This window comes from Parabacteroides sp. KHUB-02 (assembly GCF_056640955.1).
Map to the genome: position 1 here is coordinate 2,445,538 of NZ_JBWQEV010000001.1, position 23,425 is coordinate 2,468,962.

Annotated in this window: 22 protein-coding genes and 1 pseudogene; 10 read left to right on the plus strand and 13 right to left on the minus strand. The window is 43.3% G+C overall.

Translation table 11 applies throughout. The features are described from left to right. Nucleotides 1-11: 11 nt before the first annotated feature. The 4 genes from ACYIA1_RS10795 to ACYIA1_RS10810 all read right to left on the minus strand — a co-directional run bounded on the left by ACYIA1_RS10795 (nt 12) and on the right by ACYIA1_RS10810 (nt 3,689). Entirely contained in the window at nt 12-1,163 is a 1,152-nt protein-coding gene (locus tag ACYIA1_RS10795) for a cupin domain-containing carboxymuconolactone decarboxylase family protein (RefSeq protein ID WP_122368793.1), read from the minus strand. A 12-nt stretch (nt 1,164-1,175) separates the two neighbouring features. Beyond that, nucleotides 1,176-1,628 (minus strand): nuclear transport factor 2 family protein, encoded by a 453-nt coding sequence (locus ACYIA1_RS10800; RefSeq protein WP_034527285.1) that lies wholly within the window; start codon nt 1,626-1,628, stop codon nt 1,176-1,178. Nucleotides 1,629-1,808: 180 nt separating this feature from the next. Beyond that, the gene (locus ACYIA1_RS10805; protein WP_146374962.1) at nt 1,809-2,618 is read right to left on the minus strand and encodes a helix-turn-helix domain-containing protein; all 810 of its coding nucleotides are present in this window, start codon (nt 2,616-2,618) and stop codon (nt 1,809-1,811) included. A 36-nt stretch (nt 2,619-2,654) separates the two neighbouring features. After that, nucleotides 2,655-3,689, minus strand: coding sequence for an alpha/beta hydrolase (locus ACYIA1_RS10810; protein WP_270645960.1), 1,035 nt, complete (start codon nt 3,687-3,689; stop codon nt 2,655-2,657). A gap of 180 nt (nt 3,690-3,869) precedes the next feature. Between ACYIA1_RS10810 and ACYIA1_RS10815 the strand changes: the two genes are divergently transcribed. From ACYIA1_RS10815 to ACYIA1_RS10835, 5 genes and pseudogenes are all read left to right on the plus strand, one after another. After that, the gene (locus ACYIA1_RS10815) at nt 3,870-4,895 is read left to right on the plus strand and encodes an aldo/keto reductase (RefSeq protein ID WP_270645959.1); all 1,026 of its coding nucleotides are present in this window, start codon (nt 3,870-3,872) and stop codon (nt 4,893-4,895) included. A gap of 59 nt (nt 4,896-4,954) precedes the next feature. Continuing rightward, nucleotides 4,955-6,037: a peptide-methionine (R)-S-oxide reductase MsrB gene (gene msrB, locus ACYIA1_RS10820; RefSeq protein ID WP_196008837.1), complete on the plus strand. Its 1,083-nt coding sequence runs from the start codon at nt 4,955-4,957 to the stop codon at nt 6,035-6,037. A gap of 116 nt (nt 6,038-6,153) precedes the next feature. Beyond that, a complete protein-coding gene (locus ACYIA1_RS10825; protein ID WP_057317138.1) occupies nt 6,154-6,963 on the plus strand; it encodes a helix-turn-helix domain-containing protein in 810 nt (269 codons plus the stop codon). Between the two features lie 110 nt (nt 6,964-7,073). Continuing rightward, nucleotides 7,074-7,511: pseudogene (locus ACYIA1_RS10830) on the plus strand (AraC family transcriptional regulator); the annotation flags it as partial. 15 nt (nt 7,512-7,526) lie between these two features. Continuing rightward, a complete protein-coding gene (locus ACYIA1_RS10835; RefSeq protein WP_227154481.1) occupies nt 7,527-7,943 on the plus strand; it encodes a pyridoxamine 5'-phosphate oxidase family protein in 417 nt (138 codons plus the stop codon). Between the two features lie 116 nt (nt 7,944-8,059). On the opposite strand, the gene ACYIA1_RS10840 is transcribed toward ACYIA1_RS10835, so the two are convergent. Continuing rightward, complete coding sequence (locus tag ACYIA1_RS10840) at nt 8,060-8,917, minus strand: AraC family transcriptional regulator (protein ID WP_195318854.1); 858 nt, start codon at nt 8,915-8,917, stop codon at nt 8,060-8,062. A gap of 147 nt (nt 8,918-9,064) precedes the next feature. Here ACYIA1_RS10840 and ACYIA1_RS10845 point away from each other — a divergent pair, with 147 nt between their 5' ends. Next, nucleotides 9,065-9,715, plus strand: a complete 651-nt coding sequence (locus ACYIA1_RS10845) for a pentapeptide repeat-containing protein (protein ID WP_005864417.1) — start codon at nt 9,065-9,067, stop codon at nt 9,713-9,715. Here ACYIA1_RS10845 and ACYIA1_RS10850 read toward each other — a convergent pair. From ACYIA1_RS10850 to ACYIA1_RS10875, 6 genes are all read right to left on the minus strand, one after another. Continuing rightward, the gene (locus ACYIA1_RS10850; protein WP_005864416.1) at nt 9,712-9,972 is read right to left on the minus strand and encodes a GNAT family N-acetyltransferase; all 261 of its coding nucleotides are present in this window, start codon (nt 9,970-9,972) and stop codon (nt 9,712-9,714) included. The two genes, ACYIA1_RS10845 and ACYIA1_RS10850, sit on opposite strands and share 4 nt — an antisense overlap. Nucleotides 9,973-9,975: 3 nt before the next feature. Further along, complete coding sequence (locus ACYIA1_RS10855) at nt 9,976-13,215, minus strand: DUF748 domain-containing protein (RefSeq protein ID WP_250788223.1); 3,240 nt, start codon at nt 13,213-13,215, stop codon at nt 9,976-9,978. A 131-nt stretch (nt 13,216-13,346) separates the two neighbouring features. Further along, entirely contained in the window at nt 13,347-14,351 is a 1,005-nt protein-coding gene (locus ACYIA1_RS10860; protein WP_195283820.1) for a sugar phosphate isomerase/epimerase family protein, read from the minus strand. Nucleotides 14,352-14,374: 23 nt separating this feature from the next. Beyond that, nucleotides 14,375-15,823, minus strand: a complete 1,449-nt coding sequence (locus ACYIA1_RS10865) for a Gfo/Idh/MocA family protein (protein WP_057317133.1) — start codon at nt 15,821-15,823, stop codon at nt 14,375-14,377. A gap of 150 nt (nt 15,824-15,973) precedes the next feature. After that, nucleotides 15,974-16,756: a porin family protein gene (locus tag ACYIA1_RS10870; protein ID WP_048927580.1), complete on the minus strand. Its 783-nt coding sequence runs from the start codon at nt 16,754-16,756 to the stop codon at nt 15,974-15,976. 13 nt (nt 16,757-16,769) lie between these two features. Beyond that, entirely contained in the window at nt 16,770-17,864 is a 1,095-nt protein-coding gene (locus tag ACYIA1_RS10875) for a PCMD domain-containing protein (protein WP_048927579.1), read from the minus strand. 352 nt (nt 17,865-18,216) lie between these two features. Between ACYIA1_RS10875 and ACYIA1_RS10880 the strand changes: the two genes are divergently transcribed. Continuing rightward, nucleotides 18,217-19,437: an IS256 family transposase gene (locus tag ACYIA1_RS10880; protein WP_233550293.1), complete on the plus strand. Its 1,221-nt coding sequence runs from the start codon at nt 18,217-18,219 to the stop codon at nt 19,435-19,437. 471 nt (nt 19,438-19,908) lie between these two features. On the opposite strand, the gene ACYIA1_RS10885 is transcribed toward ACYIA1_RS10880, so the two are convergent. Then, nucleotides 19,909-20,220 carry a helix-turn-helix domain-containing protein gene (locus tag ACYIA1_RS10885; protein WP_016661777.1) on the minus strand — a complete coding sequence of 104 codons (312 nt, stop codon included), beginning with the start codon at nt 20,218-20,220 and terminating at the stop codon, nt 19,909-19,911. Between the two features lie 30 nt (nt 20,221-20,250). Then, the gene (locus ACYIA1_RS10890; RefSeq protein WP_016661778.1) at nt 20,251-20,565 is read right to left on the minus strand and encodes a helix-turn-helix domain-containing protein; all 315 of its coding nucleotides are present in this window, start codon (nt 20,563-20,565) and stop codon (nt 20,251-20,253) included. 745 nt (nt 20,566-21,310) lie between these two features. Between ACYIA1_RS10890 and ACYIA1_RS10895 the strand changes: the two genes are divergently transcribed. The 3 genes from ACYIA1_RS10895 to ACYIA1_RS10905 all read left to right on the plus strand — a co-directional run bounded on the left by ACYIA1_RS10895 (nt 21,311) and on the right by ACYIA1_RS10905 (nt 23,425). Continuing rightward, nucleotides 21,311-21,823, plus strand: coding sequence for a DUF3408 domain-containing protein (locus tag ACYIA1_RS10895; protein WP_016661779.1), 513 nt, complete (start codon nt 21,311-21,313; stop codon nt 21,821-21,823). Nucleotides 21,824-22,112: 289 nt separating this feature from the next. Continuing rightward, nucleotides 22,113-22,496: a plasmid mobilization protein gene (locus tag ACYIA1_RS10900; protein WP_016661780.1), complete on the plus strand. Its 384-nt coding sequence runs from the start codon at nt 22,113-22,115 to the stop codon at nt 22,494-22,496. Continuing rightward, on the plus strand, nt 22,493-23,425 hold the full coding sequence (locus ACYIA1_RS10905) for a relaxase/mobilization nuclease domain-containing protein (protein WP_016661781.1): 933 nt from the start codon (nt 22,493-22,495) through the stop codon (nt 23,423-23,425). The genes ACYIA1_RS10900 and ACYIA1_RS10905 overlap by 4 nt, the downstream gene beginning before the upstream one ends.

The following is a 23,425-nucleotide window of genomic DNA, read 5'->3' on the forward strand; positions in this document are numbered from 1 at the left end:
ATTCTTCTGATTCATTTTTTATCCGTTAATTGTCCGAGCACATCACGTAATGGATCTGAACTCTTTTTCCCTAGGTTTATCTCTACGATATTTAGCAAAGCCGTAAGTTGCTCTGGCGTAATACCCAGATGCAAGCAAATTGACATATGGCCGTAAGCCATAGGTTCAACACCGCCAACGCCTGCCAATACAGACACGGTCGCCAATTCACGCTCCCTATATGTCAATAAGTCGCGCTCAAAAAGGTCCGCGAACAGATGTTCCTTGAGGAAACGTTCGATCGTCGGGGCAAATACCGCATATCCGGTTTTAGGGACAGAAGCAGACGTACCCGATATTTCCGCCAGAATATCCCGTCCCCGCTCATATCGACTCCCACCGTCCTCGATAGCAGAGGCTTCACGACCCTCTACATCTTTAATTCCCATGTTTTTTCTCTCTTCAATGACTTGCATAAATGTCTGTATGGCTCTTAAGCTGCGAGGAAATCCACAATAAGCATAGGCATGTATTAGTACTTCGTTTACTTCATTAACGGTCATACCGGATTCAAGTCCTTTCACAAGCGCCTGTCTCAGATGCGCCAAGTCTCCCTTGCCCGTGTACGCCGCGATAGAGACAATGGCTTGTTCCCTGGCTTCCAATACCCGGTTTGCTTCGGCATACACATTCTCCGCTTGGCTTGTCGCTTCTTGATATTCCTTCTCTCCCACCGGACTGAGCCACACCGCCTCATTCGTTTGAGGATTGCAACTTACGGCAACGTGAGCAAACCAGCTATCCGGAGCCGCCCCATGCCAGTGAATCACGTCAGGCGCAATTTCCACGATATCCCCCGGATACAATCTTCTGGCCGGTTTCCCCTTTTCCTGATAGTAGCCTATGCCTGCTGACGCGACAAGTATCTGCCCCCCTTTATGATAATGCCAATTATTCCGGCAACGAGGCTCAAAAGTGACATTAGACATTGGGACATTCAGCTCCCTATTAACCGTAATCGGAGCGATATACGCCTGACCAATGAAGTTCTTCGCGGACGCTTCCGGCAACTTAGTACCCAAGGGGTACGGTTGTCTGAAATTATCCATATTTTGCGCCATGGTGAAAACCGGGAACAAACATAGGCAGAAAAGCCGGATTAGAAAGTTCTGTCTCATATTCATATGTATTTATCATTATTCTCCTACCGTACGAGTAAATGCTAAGGTAGCAAGTTTCCATTGTCCGTCTTCCTTCACGTACGTCTCAGTCACGATGAAAGGGAACCTGACCTCCCTACCACCAACTACCGAATTAAGATGAATACGGCTATATACGATTCCGGCGCAACCGGCGAATTTAACATCTACATCATGTATCTCCGCATGCTTGTAATGTATGTTTCCCGTACGGATCACATCAAGCTCCGGCTGCTTACCCCACGAACCACCCATATGTACAAACATAGAGTTCTCGTGGAAGAGGGCGTCGAGCTTATCCACATCTTTTTCTGACATCCATTTCCATTTCGCATTAGACAAATCTATCATCTCCTGCTGTTCCGGAGTAAATGTCTTTTTTGTTTCCTGCGCATAGGCACCCATTCCCATCGATACCAACAACAATGTCGCGATAAATAATGATCTCATAATTTTTTGCATGGCTTTATTAATTTGATTATACATTATATATAAATAGTTTTCCATCATCTATTTATACCTATTCTTCGTTGCGAAGTTACGACCAAAGGAGTTTTGAGACAATACAAAAAAGTCGGTGTCAACTACAAATTTTACCGAAAAGGAAAGGAGTGAAGCTAGCTTACAAGGTCACTCCCTATAATCTGAGGACTTTATACCTAAATTATGCTGCACATAACGGCTGAAATAAGAGGGAGAAGAGAAACCAAACAAATCGGAAATATAAACGAAAGATAATGACTTATCACGCAAAAGCCGTGATATATCCAATATCGTATAACGGTTAATCCAATAATTTGCCGCATAGCCACTCACCTTTTTCGTCACTTCCGATAAATACTTCGGCGTCACGCATAATTCCGAGGCATAGTATGTAACGTCTCTATGCTGGCGATAAACCCCATCTTCCAGCATTTGCAGGAACTTACTCATAATGGAGGCATATTGGGCCGAGATCTTCTCCTCCCCATAAATATGTGAGTGAAAATCGAAGAAATCCAGAATCATTGTCTGGATCACATTAATCATTATGTCACGATAAAAATTATGGTTTTCATTGTTAAACCTATACTCTATATTCTCGAAATCTTTCTTACAGATATCCTGTTGCTCGCGATCCAGACGCATCACAGGATTCAGGAACAAAGATAACTGGCCTTTCATTCCATAATTACTCTGGGGAGTACAAAGCTCAATGAATTGGGGAGTGACATAAATGACTTTAACCTTAAAATCCGCAGATGGGGTGATCTTCTCAACCAGTTTTCCTTTACGCACAATCATACAATCCCCTTCATGTAACTCGAATGGATTTCCATTGAACTCGAATTTACATGCTCCACCCAAACACAAGGCATGAGACAGATACTCTTTATAAATATCTGTCCCAAGCCCATTCAGACTATCAGAGATAATAACACTATCTTTGTCATATTTCATGATACCCCCATTTTAGATCGTACAAATTTAATCAAATTACAATTTCATCCCGAAGAAATCTTTCATTTTATTTACCGCTAGATTCACATATTCCGGGACAAAATAAGTTTTGATATGCTCCGCTCCTGGAATAAGATACATCTCTTTATCTTTTGTTCCGGTAGCCTTTTCAAAAGCTTCGTCAGACATATATTTTGTATCGGCATCACTTCCGGCGATCAATAGCAAAGGCTGGTCGATCAAGTCGATATGATCCGTAGCATCCCAAGTCATAAGATCCAATAAACTGCTCATGGTATAGCGAAATGTCGAATTCGGATGAGCATGGGTTTTAAAGTAATACTCATAACCATCACGATATAGGGCAAACGGTAGTTTCGCCGCCTCCTCATCGGAGATATTCATCTCACCCGTGTATAGAACTTTGCCTTTGGCCTCTTCATTTCTAGCCTCAGCCGCTTGGGTTAAACGTTGTTGTATGGTATTTATCTGGGAATCCTGAAAACCATTACGACGTACACGCCCCGAATTAAACATGCTGAGTGTAGCGACCGCCTTTATCCGTTTATCACCCTGTGCAGCCCCAAGCGTGTAACCTCCACCGCCACAAATACCAAGCGCACCTATACGACTGGCATCTACACCCGGATATTGAGATATGAAATCCACCATACCATGAATATCTTCTATCCGGTTGGCCGGACGATCTGTATTCCGAGGCTCACCACCACTTGCTCCTTGATAACGCGCATCGGCAGCGATAGTTATATATCCAAGCTCTGCCAGCCGTTGCGCATAGAGACCCGCAACTTGTTCTTTCACGCCCCCATTAGGATGAGCAACAACAATAGCTACATACTCTTTTGAGGAATCATAATTCGCAGGAGTATAGATATTCGCCACTACCCCTATACCTCCAACCTCATACGAGACAGGATGTATAGTTACTTTTCCAACCACATTTTCACTTATCGCATCGCGATATACCAATCCATACTGATTCTGATTTTGTGCGGAAGCACTTATTACCATGTTCATAATTAATAAAGCTACAATAATTTTACTCTTCATATTCTATTATTTTTTGACCGCTAAGATACATTTACCCAATCATACAGAATGAATACAGATTACGGATTGTATCACCATTTTTACAGAAAACCGAAATAATTGTATTTATATCCGCAATTGTTGTTACACCGGTGGAGATACTTCTTCCCAACTTTGCGCTCAGATAAAATATAAATAAATATGGAATACAGAGTTTTGGGATTAAGCGGACTTAGGGTCTCCACTATAGGATTGGGTTGCATGGGTATGAGCCATGCTTATGGAGCGCCTGCCGACAGAAAAGAGATGACGGAATTGTTAGCCCTCGCTGTTGATATGGGATATACCTTCTTCGATACGGCCGAAGTATATGGTACAAACACGAATCCTCATGACAATGAGGAGCTTTTAGGCGATGCCTTAAAGCCATTTCGTGATAAAATCGTGATCGCTACTAAGTTTGGACTCACTTTTGATAAGTCTAGCGAATGTGGTCCTTATCCCCTTATCCCGAATTCTAAACTGAAGTCGATTCGTTTAGCCGTGGAAGGCTCTTTAGCCAGACTTAAGACAGACCATCTTGACCTTTACTATCAGCATCGCATAGATCCCCAAGTAGAACCGGAAGAGGTAGCTGACACGATGGCCTACTTGATCAAGGAAGGCAAAGTATTGCATTGGGGTATATCAGAGGCGGGCGAGGACTATATTCGCCGTGCGCATAAGGTCTGTCCTATAACCGCCATACAAAATCGTTATTCCATGATGGCACGTTGGCATGAAAACCTTTTCCCCTCTCTAGAAGAATTAGGCATTGGCTTCGTTGCTTTCTCGCCATTGGCAAACGGTTTACTTTCTGCTTGCTATGATGTCAAAAGCGTATTCAACCCTCAAAATGATTACCGGGCAACTATGCCGCAATTCAAAAAAGAAAGTTTCGAGAGGAACAAGCCTCTTCTAGATCTCATAAACCATCTGGCCGATGAGCATCATGCTACTCCCGCACAAATATCCCTAGCTTGGATGCTACAAAAAAAGCCGTGGATCGTTCCTATTCCCGGAACTCGTCATCTCTGCCGGCTAAAAGAGAATGCGGGGGCTGTGGATATAAAGATAAATCCCGCCGAGATCAATCAGATAGACACGGCTCTTGACCATATGGATATGAGCGAGGTGTTTGGTGGGACAAAGATCAAACAACAGCCAATCCTCCGCATGAAGGCATGACCACTTTTAGTTGAAACCATTTTTTTATTATTTAGGTTATATAACTACAAATATATAAGATGAAACATGTAATTTTGACAATCGTTTTGCTATTGGCAAGCGGTTTAGTAATCGCACAAACAAAAATGAGTGATCAACTTTCAAAAACAACAAGAATGAATACCCAAAGTGAAATTTATTTTGCCGGTGGATGTTTCTGGGGAACAGAACATTTCATGAAGCAAATCGATGGCGTTACGAATACCCGAGTAGGTTACGCAAACGGGAAGATGAGTATCAAAAACCCGACTTACGAACAAGTGTGTAACGATAATACCGGATTCGCAGAGACTGTGGAAGTTAGCTACGATCCGCGACAAGCCGATTTGAAGTTATTGATCGAACTATTCTTCAAGACGATAGATCCGACAAGTATCAACCGGCAAGGCAACGATATCGGATCACAGTATCGTACCGGCATCTATTATACGAATACGGACGATCTGCCGATCATCAAAGAGACCGTGGAGGCATTGGCCAAGAATTATACCAAGCCCATCGTCGTAGAGATTCAGCCATTAAGTAATTTCTATCCGGCAGAAGACTATCATCAGGATTATTTAGATAAACACCCGGACGGTTATTGCCACATAAGCCCGGATCTATTCGATTTCGCCCGAAAGGCTAATAAGGGGAAAGCCTCGAACAAGCCTGTATCGCAAAAGAAATTCCAGAAACCGGATGATCAGACATTGCGCTCTAAACTCACCGCCGAGCAATATGCGGTAACACAGCAAAACGCTACGGAAAGAGCTTTCAAGAATGAATATTGGAATGAAAAGCGTGAAGGCATCTACGTAGATATCACGACCGGGGAACCTTTGTTTATCTCTACCGATAAGTTTGATTCGGGTTGCGGATGGCCTAGTTTCTCCAAGCCGATAGACAAGAGCTTGGTGATGGAAAAAACGGATCTTTCCCACGGGATGAAACGGATTGAGATACGCAGCAAAACAGGAGATGCACATCTAGGGCACGTTTTTAATGATGGCCCAGCCGACAAAGGTGGGTTACGATACTGCATCAACAGCGCATCATTAAGATTTATCCCTAAAGCAAAGATGGAAGAAGAGGGATATGCCGACTATCTCCCACTCCTATAAAAACAAATAAAAAAACATAGTTATGATCTGTTCAACTCATAACTATGTTTTGAAAATTTCATAACTATGATTTTTTAATAGTATCTTCGCCGTATAAAACAAGCGAAAGAAGCACTATGTATCACGAATTTACCCCCTGCGCAGCCTTAGCGCCCTTTATCGACAAGTTCTGGGTGTTCAAAGGCTTTACCGACATCGGGACACGTTTTAAGATCCTCGCGGACGGATGCACCGACTTTATCTTCTCAATCGGTAACATGACCGTCCCTACGGACGAGCATTCGATGATCATGCAACCTTATCGTTCCTATTTCGTTGGTCCTATGCGGGTTTATTCGGATCTGACTGCCACGACAAATACCCTGCACATGCTGGGGGTCCGTTTTCAACCCTGTGGATTGGCCGCTTTCACGAATGAGCCTTTGGGACAGTTTGCCGATCTTCGCATCCAGTCTTCAGATATTAACCTTTTATTCGATAATTCCTTTGCCGAGATGCTTTGCGAACAGCCGGACGATTCCGTCCGTATCCGCATTATCGAAGGCTATCTTATACGCCTTCTCACCCAATCCATTCAAGTAGACAGACAAATTATATACGCCACCTCATTTATAAAACAGTCCTGCGGACAGCTACCCGTACAAAACTTGATCGACAAGATTTGCATTTGCCAGCGGCATTTCCAACGTAAGTTCAAGGATGCCACCGGATATACTCCCAAAGAATTCAGCCGGATCATAAAATTCCAATATGCCATAGAAGTACTGAGGAACGCCCCACACACGGACTTAAGCAGCATCGCCTTAGATTGCGGCTACTATGACCATTCCCACTTTATCAAAGAATTCAAGCGTTTAGCGGGAGACGTTCCCTCTTACTTCCTTACTTTACCAAATCCTGCGGATGAACCGCTTACTTATATTTGATTAAAAATAAAATCGCAAGAATCTATCACATAAAAAGTCGTTTTTTTACAACCAGAAAGAATAGTCATTCCGTATGTTTGCACTATTGAACTTTTACAAATAAGAATCTTATGAATTACACTTTTGAACTAAAAGAACTACAAGCTACACACATCGTGTATCTTCATCATCAAGGAGATATAAGCTTTATCCCAAGCTCTATCAGAAAGCTTATGCAATGGGCCGGGCCAAAAGGACTTATAACCGGTCCAGCAAATAAACTTATATCAGTTTACCAACACGAAGGAAAGGAGTTAAGTGTGGATATCGGTTTAACAGTGCCTCAAGAGGTAGAGGGAGAAAATGAGATCTCAAAAGGATTATTATCCGGAGGACTTTATGCGATCGGGCATTTTGAGATAGGAACGGATGAAATACCCGCCGCATGGAGCTTGATGTACACGCTTACATCCAAACACCAATGCAAACCTTGTGCGGGCAAATCATTCGAGATCTATCAAAGCATCCCCCTCGATCAACATCCACAAGATAAATGTATGATCGATTTATGTATACCCGTCCAGATGATAGACCTCAAGCTAATCGAGGAAAAAGCAATTTCCATATTAACGGAATGTGATACCGCTATGCTCGCATCTGTTACGGAAGAGGGTTATCCCCGTCCGGTTCCTATGGGAAAAATAAAAGCGGATGGTATTTCCCAAATATGGTTCTCTACAGGCACGTTCTCTGATAAGACAATACAATTCCAACTCAACCCGAAAGCCGGAGTTTGCTTTATGAAAGGAGGAGACAGTATCGTGTTAACGGGTAAGGTCGAGATCGTTTCCGATATGGAAATCAAGAAAGCCCTTTGGTCTGACTGGATGTTCGCTCATTTCCCTGGAGGAGTAATAGATCCGAGCTATTGTATATTGAAATTCACTTCCGAAGAAGCGACTTATTGGATCGATAATGAATTTGTAAAAGCAAGTATATAAGTTATCACATCATACTATCGCATCTAAAATATTAAAAATCTTGATTGCCGCTAATTATAGAAGACGGCAATCAAGATTAATTCATTTATTCACTTCAGAAACCTCTCTAGCTCTTATTATTCTACCGCCACATAAATCTGAGTCAATAAATCCTCCGGCTTCGTATTACGAGGATCATTCAAGTAGATCTCGCCGCTAGGCACTTCTCGTAAGGAAAGACCCATCTCGGGGAGATATTTGCCGTAAAGCGTATCATACACAGCCCCTAATTGCTGATAAGTTCCCTTATAAAGAGCGACCATAAAACGCCCTTCCAATACCTTTTTCGTACCAATCTCCCCTTTAGGGCAAACCGAAGGAGCGACTTCCATACAAATATCGGTACGCAGCTTATCCGGTGAGGTCACTTTCGGATCATCATGGTACAAGCAGATCGGTGAAAAACTCAATGGCTGGATGTTTTGCTCCTTGGCGAATTGGAGCAAGCGCATCCAAGTTCCCGGATAATCGATTTCTTTATACCCTCCGTTTAGACGAATGTAGGCTACTTGTTTGCCGGGTAAATCTTTTACCTCGACCTTCAATTCCATATCGGGCATTATTCTATTCGGTTCCATAATTACATAATCTTTATTGTTTCTATATTCATTTGGAGAAATCCCATAAAACTGGCGAAAAACCTTAGACAAAGAAGAGGGTACGTCATATCCTACCTTATAGGCGATCTCCTTGACAGGTATTTCCGTGTAACGCAAAAGCCGAGCGGCCGTCTCAACCCGCATCCTAACGATAAACGTACCAACCGGTTCCCCTAAGAACTCCGCAAAGATCCGATGAAAATGCCAACGAGAGAATCCGGATATCTCCGCCAGCTTATTTAGATCGATATCCTCGCCTAAGTGATTATTTATGTATTCAACCAATACATTGATACGTTGTTGATACTCTGTCTTTGTCGTTGTCTTTATTCGCATGATTCTTAGGATTTCAAGGCAAAAGTAGAAGAATTATCCCGAACACACTTTTCCGATATTGCTAAAATGAACTATAAAGTAAAGATATCGTTTATTTAGCCCAAATCCGTTATCTTTACCATCTAAATTAAAATAGGAAACAATAACATGTTGAAAATAACAGCGCCTAGATTGGTAAAAAACTTACGGGAGGATGTGGACTGGATGGATTGTATATCCAGACAAGAGGATGATTTTGCGGAATGTTCTTTCAATGGATTATGCGTCGAGGACGTATCTAAACAGAACCTATCCGTTAATTCCTGCTTATTCACCAATTGTGGTTTCATTGCTTGCAATTATCGTAAATCTCAGTTTAGCGATGTGGTATTTAAGAACTGTGATCTATCAAATATAAATTTATCCGGATGTGGCTTTTACCGGGTAGAGTTCATTGGATGTAAACTTACCGGAACGAATTTCTCCGAATCGATCTTTAATCATACTACCATCCGGGATTGCAAAGGAGATTATGTAATCTTCTCCATGAGCAAACTCCGGAACGTATCTTTTAATCAATGCTTTTTACGAGGAGGCGGATTGGACAATTGCCAATTTACGAACGTAGAATTCGAACATTGTAATTTAGTAGAGGCCGAGTTTCACCGGACCTCTTTGAAAGGGATCGATCTTACTTCCTCCGAGATCGCCGGTATACGTATTGGCTCGATTCCCGGAGGAGAGTTGAAAGGTGCTACCGTAACCTCCTTACAAGCACTGGACATCGCTAGAATGTTAGGTATTACGATCAAGGATTAAAACTCCGGATGGCGTTTTAACCACACAACCGCATAGGAACAGGTAGCCAAAGGGCGCAACCCCTGTTCCTTTGCGTATTTATAAGCTGTTTCAACAAGAGTCGCCGCAATCCCACGCCCTTCCAAGTTTTTTGGGACAATGGTATGGATAATGTCCAAGGCATCTCCTCTTAAACGATATTCCACATAGGCTGTCAAGCCGTCTTCTACTACCTCGAAACGATGTTTCTCCGGATAGTGATTTACTGTATATTCCATTATTTATTCTTTTAAAGGTTCTATTTCCTTATTATTTGTATCAATCTCCTCCCGCTTATCCTTCTTTTTATCGAGACCGAAAAAGCGCTTTACCTTCGTGAAGAAACCTGCCACTTTCAAGGCCGCATCCTGTTCTTTTTTCGAGACTCCAACTGATTCCACCAAGGCTGGTCTTAGCATCTGCCATAGATAGTTAAACGTGGAATGATACGGATCTCGCACAATTTCCATATCGACCTTACGCAATTTACTATCTTTTCGCTCCGGATGAGCCGGATTATTATCCCGTAGAACTAAGTTCGCCAATCTCGACAAGAAACCTTTTTGTGTGGTCTCTCCGTCTTTCTCTTTCAATAAAGCCACTTTCAATTTCCGGTACGGGAAGTCTAACCGTATCCGGCCTTTCCGGCTTGAGGCATCCATATGAAAGACCACATCCTGTGCCCAACCGCTCACTACTTCCGCCGGCGCCAGAGGTTTTATGATCTCATTTAAGGAAAGCAAGTCTAGGCTATCCAAACGGGCATCCAATAGAAAGCGGTCATATAATGAATCCACGGGGAGTTGCCATGTAGCCGTGAAATGCCCCGATCCCATCAGGTTCCCGTCCGCATGCAATCTGATGAATTGCTCCGGATAGGAAACGATATTGGTCAATCCTGAGAATTGGCCGTTCATATCGGTAAAATAAAGCTTACCGGGTTTGTCACCTTTAACAGGCAATTCCTCATAAACCACGGAGAAATTGGCAATGGAAGCCGTATCTATCTTGAAACGGACCGGAGCCTTTTGCAAACCCTCATAAATCATCGGGACGATATGAGGCTCCACCGGGATCTTCCGGTTCTTTAAGTTTTGTAATAAGACATCGTTTATCCAGAGCCCTCCCACATGTAATTCCTTGGTTGAGAAATATCCGGGAATATCCACGTCGGTCAATCTCACGTTCCCAACCTTCACGTCAAACCAATCTTGATGCTTAGGCTGTTTATAAGCGAATTCCATTTTAGAATAAGGCGAGACTAAATGTACGTGATCCAACCTCAAACCTGACTCTCTCAAATCCAGCCCCCCGATTTTCAAATGGTAGAAGCCGTTATCCAACGGTATATCGATATCCTTCGTCTGTAGCTGAAGATCACCTAATTGAAACGTCTTCTTCTTCAAATCCACAAACACATTCTCCAAAGCCAATTGGATATCCTTTTGGCTCTCAGTCCGCAATATTGTCGTATCCGATCCCCAAGACATAGAAAAATCACCATCGGATAAATCAAATCGGTCAAACCCGATCTGATAGATGCTATTCTTGGGAATCCGGATTCCCGTTAAAGAAATCAATGGGGTTGAAAAACGTATCGAGTCTTTTTTAGCAGCCAAAGTCACATCCTGTAGACGGAAAGAGCCGTTTACGGTGGATAGCGAACCTTTTCTTATAGTCACACGCAGATCCTTCCCCGGTAAATAGTTATCGAAATCCCGGAAACTAAGACCAAAATGATCATACTTGAAAAACAATTGCCCACTCCGGTTCGTTTGCTCATCCACCAAGAAATTCGTAGCAAAGAAATTAAGGCCGTTGAGTCGGTACCGGGTCGTGTCATTTATCTCACGATCCTCCAATGTCACATTTGCGTTCTGAATCTGGATCTTACGGATGGAAAGATACTGAAGGAAAGGATTTAACAAACTTTCCACATCCACACGGCTATTTACAGATGCGCTTTTTCCTTTATCCGGAGATTCAACAGAAGGCGTTTTATAATAAACCAAGCGAGGCGACCGAACCTTCAGTAAATCTGCGCTAACACCTTTGTCGTACGCCAACCCGTCTATCCGGATCGTATCGATACTTCCCGACAAATAATCATTACGGGAGCGGACCGACAACGGACGTAGTCGCATGCTATCTATATGAAACGAGCCTAAGGCCGTATTCATCGCCAAACGCTTAATATCGAACCGATGATTACGAGCCCTCATGATCCCTTGTATATCATTCGCCTCAAACGCAATGGAACGAAAATAATTCAGTTCCTCGCCCGGAGCTACCAAGGAGTCGATCAGAAGACCTTCCGCATGGAAATTAAACTCAGGGATCGAGAAGTCCTCTATCTGCCCTTTCAAGGCTAAGGAATAGTGAAGTGCGGTTCGCTCTATTCGTATTTGATCCACGGATATACTATGTAGTACCGGAGAGATCACATCATATAACGATAAGGCTTGCACCAAAGAATCCGCATCGGCATTCGCCTGCTTCTTCTCCCGAGTCAAGTCATACACCTTAATATCCGAAGATTGTATCTCAAAATTACGGGCGGACAAATAGTTCAAGGCTTCTTCCCGTCTAAAGTGAATCCCTTGTATCTCTACGGTTTGTACCTTCCCTTCCAGATAATTCGTTGGTTTCCGATTGGTCTCCCCCCACAATAATTCTTGCGGAAGCAATTGGATTTTTTGGATATAGATAATGGAATCTTGGGTACTGAGGCATATACTATCCGTCTCCAACTTAAAATCATTATTTACCAACAAGGTTTGCGGCTGGTTCGTGACAAAATCGAAGTTATCGCAATACAACAGCTTCCCGCTCCGTGAAGAGGTAGAATCCAACATAAAACCATACGCATGGAAACTTACGTTATTCAACGTATAGATAATCGGCGAGACTTGGTTTTCCACATTATAAGAGATACTGGCATTTTCCAAGTTCAAGGTCTTTACGCTCAGGGCATCTATGTATGGAGAGATCACCTCGTACAAGGTCTTCGATTCGGCATGCTCTACCGTATCTGCCGCCAGTCCGGAAACTAACGGGTTTGATCCGGAAGAACCGTATACACGAACCTCCGGCGAGCGGATCTCAAAGGTATTGAAATGGAGTTGCCGGTAATTCCAACGCCATACCAAATTAATTCCCTTAAAATCTATCACCTCAATCCGGGTACTTACATAGGTATCGGGCAAGCTATCCAAGGCGGCCCAATGTTCAAAGACCTTAGAGTCCGGCTCCAATGAAATACCCTCTAGCCTTAGCTCTCCCTTGAAGAAGCTAATAGAAAGCTTATCGAAAGAAAGGCGATAAAAACCATCCGTAGCATTCGCCGTACGCTCTATCAGTTCTCTTTTCAGGTACCGCTCCAAACGACCTGTCAGGAAAAGATTCAAAACTAGGAACAATACAGCCAGCGATAAAACAGCGATCACCGTATGTTTCAATATCTTCCTTATCCTAGAACTCATCCTTTCCTTGATTTTTGCGATATAAACTTCTTTTTATAAAAACAAAATAGACCCGTTTATGTTGCCTTTCATCTAATAAAAAAGCCCCGGAGTCTATTAACCCCGAGGCTTACGATCTATCGATTGTTACTTCATTTTACAAAAGGAGCCTTGATCAAATAGTCGGCGCAATCCTTCACACCCGCAAATTGAGTACGTCCGTCTGGCATCTGCTCCAACTCTACGAAATAGTCTTTGATTCCGTTCGCATACATTTGCTTGAATATCATCTCAAAGTTCATCATACCACTTTGGCCGAATACGGCACGATCCTTGATATGTAATACCTTGATACGATCCGGATGTTTCTGCATATACTCGACAGGATCGTTTTGTCCCATGACAGTCCAATAAACATCCATCTCGAAGTAAACCTTGCTCGGGTCCGTGTCTTTCAGCATCAAGTCATAAATCTGGTCTCCAACTTTCATGAAAGCGGCGAAAGGATTTCCTTTCACCTTCTCCTGTTGCTCTTTCGTCGCGACACGATTGAACTCCATATTATGATTATGATAGCCAAAACCAGTGGCGATACCCTCCGCCTTGATAACATCCGAGGCCTGGTTGAAAATATCGCAAACAAGTTTAGCCTCATCGTGCGTAGTAATCGTCGGCATCATCGGCTGGATCAAATATTTACAGCCTAGTTTCGCATGATCGGCAGCCGTAGCTTTCCAATACTCCATGATCTTTGGGGTAACCTCCTTCGAGTATTTGAAAATCATAGCCTTAAAAGGGTCAGAGATAGATGCGTCTACCGGATTCACGTGCGAGCTAATGATCTTCAAGCCTGCGTCTTCCGCCATTTTCTTGAAGTCCATCATAGGAACACCTCCGATAGCGCCTTTACCATAACCCGCCAACTCCAGCTTGGAGTATCCCATATCCTTCACCTTCCGAAGATTAGCGGCCACGTCACCTTTATATAATTCTTGGGATAAAGAATAGATCTGCAAGCCAATCTCTTTGCTGGCATGGACCTCATCCACAACTCCCAACGCAGCGTTCGCCGCATTTACGGAACCGGCTTTACCAGCCAGCAATCCACCAGCGGTAAAGAGAGAGATATTTTTTAAGAAATCCCGTCTGTTACTCATAACATCATTCTATTTAAATAGGCTTATTTACAGAAATAAGGCAATGAATACGGGTTGCGATATTGATACCAGTACAAACGGTGGGAAGCCGCCTCCTTATCATTACCGAAGCTTAATGTAGCCGGGTTCCATTTAACCGGACGGCCTAGCTCACGGGCAATATTCTGTAAACAGCAAAGCGTATTCGTACTGCAACCTACCTCAACCGGTGCGATCGGATTCTCACGTGAACGAACGCAGTCGATGAAGTTCTGCATATGCGGAGCACTAGTCTCATAATTACCCGCATCGTTACCCTTCTTTTTGCTGTCTTTCAGCTTCTTCATATATTCCTCATACATCTTCTTACGCTCTTCCGGAGTCATCATTCTCGGGCGCTTCTCGATCAAATTCTTCAAGTCGGCGGGGATCTTAGACTGATCAGAGCAGTTGATGTAGCCACGAGCTACCTCGATCCAACCGTTATCACCAACAAACTTAATACCCTGCGCATCCGGATTATCCTCCAAATAAGGTTGTTCAGTCATTACGATACCATTCGCATAGCGCATGGTTGAATATTGCGTGCCATTGTATCCCTTAGGTGTAAACTCTACCGGACCAGAGCCATCCATACCGATAGCGGCTTGGGCGATATCGAACATATGAGCGCCCCAGTCAGCGGTATAACCATTACCGGTCTCTTGATACCAACGCCATGCACCCCATAGTTTCTCGTTCTCTTCCGGGTCCAGAGAAATAGGAGGACATAAATCGGGATGATAATGGATCTTCGGATCGTTCAACGGACCCATCCACTGATTGAAGTTCAAATTAGCGGGAACCGGCATTTCCGGCAAGCTCAGCGGCGTAGGAGGCTCACCTACACGTGCATATATTTTCTCTATATGACCGATGGCTCCATTCTGAACCATATCGATCGCAGCTTGGAACTCTCTGCTGGAACGTTGCTGGCTACCTACTTGAAGCACACGTTTGTTATTACGTACGGCTTTTACCATAGCCAAACCTTCAGCGATCGTATAAGCCAACGGTTTCTGGCAATACACGTCTTTTCCGGACTGGCAAGAATGGATCGTAGCCAAGGCATGCCAATGGTCCGGGGTAGCGACCTCGATAGCGTCGATATCCTTACGCTCCAGCAAATCCTCGTAAAACTCATATTGATCACAACGTTGGTTCATTCCCTTTGAGGCTTGCCATTCAGCGACACGTCTTCTGAAACGCTCTGTTTTCATCGTGTCCACGTCACAACATGCGGCAACCTGTACGCCCGGACATGCGGCAAATCCTTTAAAGTCTGATAATGCTTGCTGACCTAGGCCGATAAAACCTAAAACGACTCGATCGCTCGGAGCGATACGAACGCCATTCATGGCCCAACTGGGAAGAATTGTTAAACTAGCCAATCCTAGTGCGGAAAGACCCAAAAACTCTCTACGGCTTACGCCCTTCTTAGTGTTTTCTTTCATGGTAATTTTGTTAATAATATAAGATAAAATGTAACTTGGTCTGAGAATTATTGCCCCAAAGTTATAAAAAATAATTTATTTCCATAATAATCTTTTAATAAAAAAGGCTATCCTTGTCCGGGATAGCCTTATTTTGATTCATATCAATTCCTAAAACGCATATCCGAAGCCTACGTTCAGATAGATCGGATACATCCCGAAGGTAATCGTATCGAAATCCTTTTGGAAGATATCGTTCAATCCCCATGTCAAGTCAGCGTATACGATAAGGTGCTTAAACGCTTTCCATTCTGTACCGATCTGCGCTCCCCACTGAAACTTTCTTAAGTTATCCGAGAAATCATAGGAAGCACGGTTGTCACCAGAAAACTCCACCTTCGTACCGGTAGGATTGATCTCACGCAGATATCCGTCGTATACGTAGCCGGAGAAGTTCCGGTTTGTAGCGAACGAGACAAATGGTCCCGCCGAGAAACTCACCCGGTTATTCAATTGGTAAAGAGCCACGACCGGTATCGAGAAATAAGAGTTCTCCACTTTCGTCTGCACGCCGCCGGTCCAGTTTCCTTTCAGCTTCTCGCCACCGGAGCCAATGATCTCCATGCTGTAATTCTTAACCGTCGCTTTTGTCTCCATACCTTTATTCTCCAGACGGAGACCGATCATCATACCCCATTCCTTGCTCTCGCCGAACCATTTCTTGATATCGCCCTCTATGGAGACACAAAGCGTAGGGCGATAACTATCTATCGCACGAATCTCACGAGGCAATGGCACCGGAGCGGTTCCGCCGATATTGATACCGGCCTTTACCGTATATTCCAATCCCCTTAGGGAAGACCAGATTATTCCTTGGTTTCTTTCCTGTTGCGCCTTCAACGTAACGACACCCGACAAGCACAGTATACCTATTAATACTATATATCTTTTCATATCCTCTGTTTTTTTAGTTCTCACCGGACTGGATTATCTCAACCTCATCGATCCAAAGCGTGCTACCTTCCGCTCCCTCGAAAACATCACCTTTCAAACTCGAAGAGAAGACTATGGATAACTGATAACCACCTTTCGCCAGCTTATCCTTATCGATCACCTTACCGGGCTTAGCCACGAACGGGATATAGAAACGCATCCACTCATCCGTCTCTTTCTGATCGCTGATCCGGGCAACGGATATCAGGTTCGGGCTTGTCAGCCCGTTGAAACCATCCAAATATTTCACATTCTCATCCGTCTCATAGAAGATGGCGTAGATATCACATTGGTCTTTCTTACCTTTTACCTCCTCGCCATTCACTTTATACGACTCACCCGCTTTATATTTATAATAACCACTCAAGTAAGTCGGCACATGATCGAAAGGACGTCCCAATCTCGTGCCTTTCCTTGCGTCCGGAATAGCGTTCAGCAAATCAAACGTACCGATGAAAAGGTTTCCGGCGGCGATAGGCATACCGAATCCGCTACCGAAACTACCCGTGCTGCGGGTCACCAACTTAGCGCATTTACCGACATATCCGTTATCGTCTTGCATGGTTGGGAAGTCTAAAGGCTCCAATTTATTATTGGTCAAGGCAAATCCGGCATTCCCGCTCGCCCAAGTCACGGAATCTCCATTCGATGTAAAGTCATAGAATATCTGGTAACGTCCATTCTTCGGCTCCATCGTTATATGCTCGAAATGATATTCCGTGCTTACGCCGGAGACGATACAACGCACCGTATAAGTCTTTGTCCAGTGACCATCCTCGGAAGTTACCGTATAGGTTCTCGGCGTCGTAAAATCAAAAGCGGAACCACTAGCCGGAGTGATAGTAGCGCCGGGAGTCAAGGTGAATACCGGGGCTAGGTTTGTAATATCGGCGTCACTTTTCACGGTCAGTGTCACGGATTCGTTGTCGATCTCCGGCTCGGCTTTCAATATATCGCCATCCACCGTACACGACAAGATATCCGCTTCCGCATTGGGCGCCTCCTCCCGGATACATGAAACAGAGATCATCACCATAAAAAAACAGAAAAGCAAATTTCGCAAAGTCATACTCTATACATTATATTATATACAACACATCGCCCTTTTAGGGTGAACATAATGCACAAAGTTAAACTATATTTTTGGAATAATCTCATAATCCGCTAAGAATAAAAAGTTTATGCGGAAAGTTCAAGAACGAGGTAATGAGTTGGCAACTGTTCTGATTTCTACATACTTGCGTGATTTGCATTGATGTACAACTCATCTTGGAACAAAGGTACAACTTTTTTATAAACGAGCAAAAGGACGGTGCATTTTTCATTGTGGCACTATAAAATATTTTGTGTAAATGTAAAATACGGGATTCAGTATGGGTTCCGTATTTTTTATTTAATAGCTTTGCAAAATGAAGAAAATTATGAAAGAGAAGAATCATGTAGTGCCTGATGAGGTATTAAGTAAGGAGTTCCTTAGCCAGTTCAAGACAGAAGCTGATGTCAGCAAGTTTCTGAAGCAGTTACACGCGCAGGTATTGGAGAAAATGCTTGAAGGTGAGATGGATGCGCATCTGGGTTATGAGAAGAATTCGGTTTCCGGTCATAACAGCGGTAATTCCCGTAACGGCAGCTACCCCAAGAAAATCCAAACTGAACACGGTGAAGCGGTCATACCTATTCCCCGTGACCGTAACGGTGAATTCAATCCCATAGTTGTTCCCAAACACGAGAGTCGTGGGCTTTCCATAGAGAAACTTGTTATCTCCCTATATTCCAAAGGAATGAGCGTGTCCGACATTGAAGAGGAGATGCGTGAAATCTATGAAATAGAACTGTCCACATCAGCCATTTCCATCATTACGAACAAAGTCAACCAGGCTGCTCAGGAATGGCAGAACCGCCCTTTGGATCCTGTCTATCTCATCGTTTGGATGGACGGTATTGTATTCAAGGTTCGTGACAACGGAAAAATCATCAACAAGACTGTCTATCTCTGTGTCGGTCTGAAACAGAACGGCTTGAAAGAAGTCCTTGGCATGTGGGTGGGAAAATCAGAAAGTTCTTCATTCTGGATGGGTGTCCTGACAGATTTGAAGGCCCGCGGAGTACAGGACATACTGATTACCTGCACTGACAACCTGAACGGGTTTACCGACACCATACGTGCCGTATTTCCTCAGTCTTCCACGCAAATATGTGTTGTACATCAAATCAGGAACTCCTGTAAATATGTCGTTTACAAGGACAAGAAAGAGTTTACAGCCGATATGAAGAACATCTATAACGCGCCCAACAAGGAGGCTGCTGCCGTGGAACTGGATAATCTGGAAAAGAAATGGGGAGGGAAGTACCCTTATGCCATCCTCTCATGGAGGAATAACTGGGATGACCTGACTGTTTTCTTCCAGTTTCCATTGGAAATCAGGAAAATAATCTACACAACAAATCTCATTGAAAATCTGAATGGAAAAATCAGAAAGTACACTAAATCAAAGCTTTCATTCCCGTCGGATGATGCTGTGAAGAAAATGGTATACCTCGCTTTGATGGAGATTGAGAAGAAATGGACAATGCCGATTACTAACTGGGGATTGATTATGAACCAATTTATGCTTATTTTTGAAAACAGAATCCAGATATAAGAGAACTTATAACTGAATCCCGTTTCTATTTACACAAAATTATGGATACTGCCTTCATTGTTCAGGGTAATATTTGAATTTGGTCAATCATCAATCTGCGATATTATGAGTTTCCCGATTCCGTCATTCGCCCATTTCCTTTGCTCGTCTGCGAAGGTAGTACATCAGCCCTTGAAAGTTGAAAGGTCAGGCGGCAAGCCGTTTCGGACTGAATCTTCCTCCTACGGAGAGTATTCAGCCCGAAAACCTTTCCCCTTTCAATGTCTGTACTCAGAAATGCAGACGGCAACGGAAATGAACGACTGACGAAAATGTAGAAGAAGATAAACAGACAGCATACAAACGGGTTCTTACATTGATAACCCATTTGTATGCTGTTATTGCTTCTATCCATAGGGGCACTATTATTTTGCAATAGATGAATATAGGGCAAGCGGTAAATTTCACTCCCTCCAAAAATATAGAAGGGATTTATCCACTACTATTAAGTAGGTGCTTGCCGTTGTACTCCCGTTTCAATGCCTGCTCAATCTCACTTCGCTTGTACAGAACTTTCCCACCGAGAACATAGTAAGGCAATGTGCCATTGCTTCGGTACTCGCTCAATGTTCTTCGGCTCACTTTAAGCATATACGCAACTTCTTTGTCGCATAGATACTCATCATCGTTTTGTAAGGCTGCACTGTCTTTGGGCATACTATCGAGTATTTCCGATAGTTGGTCGATACTCTCGTGAATGGACTGCATCCACGCATCGTCTTTTGTTCGCATTTCTTGATACATAGTTCAAATGTTTTTTTTGTTATACATTGATTAGATTTCTCGTCCTCGCCATCTGGCTTCTTTTCGTCTGTCCTCCACCTTCGTTACAATGCTCTCCACATCTTCGGGCAGATAGTAGGTACGATTGCCGATTTTGGTATAGGCAAGCGTACCATTATCACGCAAGGTCTGCAATGTACGCTTGCTAATCTTCAATCGCTGACAAACATCCTGATGGTCGAGCCAATTGTTTGTCTTTTTCTTCCCGCTCTTGACAACGGGTGAGTTTGATACTCGCAGAATGAACTGCTCAATCTTCGTGGCAAATTCCTCAAATGCCTTTCTCTCAAAAATGATTAAATCCATATGCTTTATTTTAATTTATTACACTTGTTTTCTTGTTTCGCACTGCTAAATAAGGAAGAGATTTTCATACTTCAATAGCACTAACAACAGGTGTCATTCCTTGTCATATCGTTTCATCACAGACACTATATTTAGCCATTGAATTAGGCTCTTTCCTTATATGCAAATTCGTTTTGTTGGTGCGAAGTAATAGATAAGTTATCACACCTCAATCATTCGGTGAGGCTGTTGCAGTATGTGGCACAGTTTGTGGCACTTTTAGATGTTTACAACGATATATTTCTAAGCATACATAACACTGTAATCTGTATTATATAAGAATATCCCAAGCGACTGCCCATCTCAGATCTTGTCCGTAGCATTGTCGTTTGTCAGACCGATGCCTATCCGTCTGCCAAACTTCTGCTCCGAACAGCCGAAACAGATAGTCGCTAATTCTATAATAACAGTATAGCGGATAGACCAACTCCCGACACTTCGGCAGTCCGTCTATCCGCTATCAGATTTAAGACCTTAATTCTCTCAATTAAGCGTTTCGCCCCAATCCATCATAACCCGTTCAACTTGGGAAGAATTATGCAGTCTGCACTGCCTACGAATCAGCCCAAAAAGCAATACTATTCATAATTGCCTACATAGACCTAATTAGTTGTGGTAGAATTGTATGCACATTTTCTTTGCAGCAGATAATCGGTCATAATTGTGCACAAAGACCATAGTATTAACTTTCAAAACATTCAAAAAAATGAGTAAAAAACAGACTTTAAGTAAAACAGAGTTGCAGGAAATGACAGGTTTGGATTTCTCCGAGCAGAACTCGCAAATAGAAGAGAGTCGAAAGAAGAGTATTGATGCAGCATTGGAGGATTTCTCTATTGAAAACATCAAGCCACTTCCTCTGCCATCAGTAGCGGAGCAAGCCCAAACGGAAGCAGTGCCTTCCGTTGCAGAGGTGACAGATGAAGTTCCGCCAACCAATATAGTAGAGCAACAGCCACCGACACCACCCATCCAACGCCGAGTGAGCAGTAAACAACGCAAGCTCTCATTGGAGGAGTATCGCAACACCTTTATGCGACCTTACAAAATTGAAGACCGCAAACCGGTATTCATCAGTGGTAAGTTGCGTAAGATGCTCGATAAGTTCGCCTGCAAAATCGGTGAGGATAGAATGAGTATGTCAGGACTATTGGAGAACATCGTTCTCCATCACATTGAACTATATTCAGAAGATTTCGAGCATTGGAAAGGAATGTAATGCCTCAATGCCTACCTTACCGCCCAACGGCAGTTCGGACGGACTGCATTACGGTAACTAAACCAGAAAAAGCAATCGGAACTATCGAAAACCGGAAATGAAGGTTGAAGCAGCAAGCCTCAGTCTTGGGGTGTAGCGAGGTTATCTTTCGGGATGCCGAAAAATGTCAGCGGGGACGCCATTGCACCCGAAAAACCTCGCTCCACTCCCGAGTGGAGGCAATCTGCTCCCGATGGTCGCAGATTGTGAAAAAACGAATTGAAAAATCAATAACCAAGTAAAAATCGCAATGATGAATAATAAGAAAATAACGAAACCCAAGCCCAGAGGCAGACCACAGGTAAGCACTCTGAAACGACTCACAAAATCGGTAACGGTGAAGTTCTCGAAGCCAGACTATGAGAAGTTACGCCACCGAAGCAAGAACGCCAATCGCACGCTTGCCGAGTACATTCGAGATGCTGCTTTTGAAGCACGCATAGTTGCCAAACATTCGGCTGAGGATGCAGCCGTAATCCGTAACCTTACGGGTATGGCAAATAATCTCAATCAGTTAACAAAGCTATCGCATCAGATGGGATTCTATCGCGCAAAGAATATAGTGATGGAACTGCTTGCCAAGTTGAAGGAGGTATTAAGCGACTACAAAGCCGAAGAAAGGAGGTGCAGATGATAGGCAAAATCAAGAAGGGAAAATCCTTTGGTGGATGCATTCGCTATGTGATGGGAAAAGACAATGCCGAAATCATTGCATCTGACGGCGTTTTGCACGGAAGCAACAGAGAAATGATTGATAGTTTCAACTGTCAATGTCTCTTAAATCCGAAAATTAAGCAACCGTTAGGACATATTGCACTCAGCTTTAAACCAGAAGATGCACCACTATTAACGGATGAATTTATGACCAAAATCGCATTGGAGTATATGGAATTGATGGGTATTAAGAATACTCAATTCATCTTGGTAAGGCATCATAACACCGATAATCCGCATTGTCATTTGGTTTATAATCGCATAAACTATGATGGTAAGGTAATCTCTTCGCAGAACGATTTTAAGCGAAATGAGATTGCAACGAAGAAACTAAAAGACAAATACGGATTGACATACGCAGAGGATAAGAGCAAGACCAATGTGAAGAAACTCCACGATCCTGAACGGGTGAAGTATGAGATTCATAATGCTGTTAAGGCTGCATTGAAACGGAGTCGGACATGGTGGGACTTAGGCAACCAACTGCAAAAGCAAGGCATAGGTATGACCTTTAAGATTAACCGAAGAACGGGTAAGAATGAGGGGTTGAGTTTCACCAAAGACGGTTACACTTTCAAGGCTTCCGATGTGAGCAGACAGTTCAGTTATTCAAAACTTAACGAGCAATTAAGTTGGGATATGCCGAAAACGCAGACAGAGATTGAACCTAAACAGCAACCGACAAGGCAAGAAACAGAGCAAAATTATAGTGTTACTGATAGCCTTATTGAGTGCAATGGATTGGGCTTGCTAAATGTTCCAGATGCTCCACCAGAGGAAGAGCAACCACCTTCTTGGCAGAAACAAAAGAAGAAGGAGCGAAAGAAGAATCAAGGAATAAGATTCTAA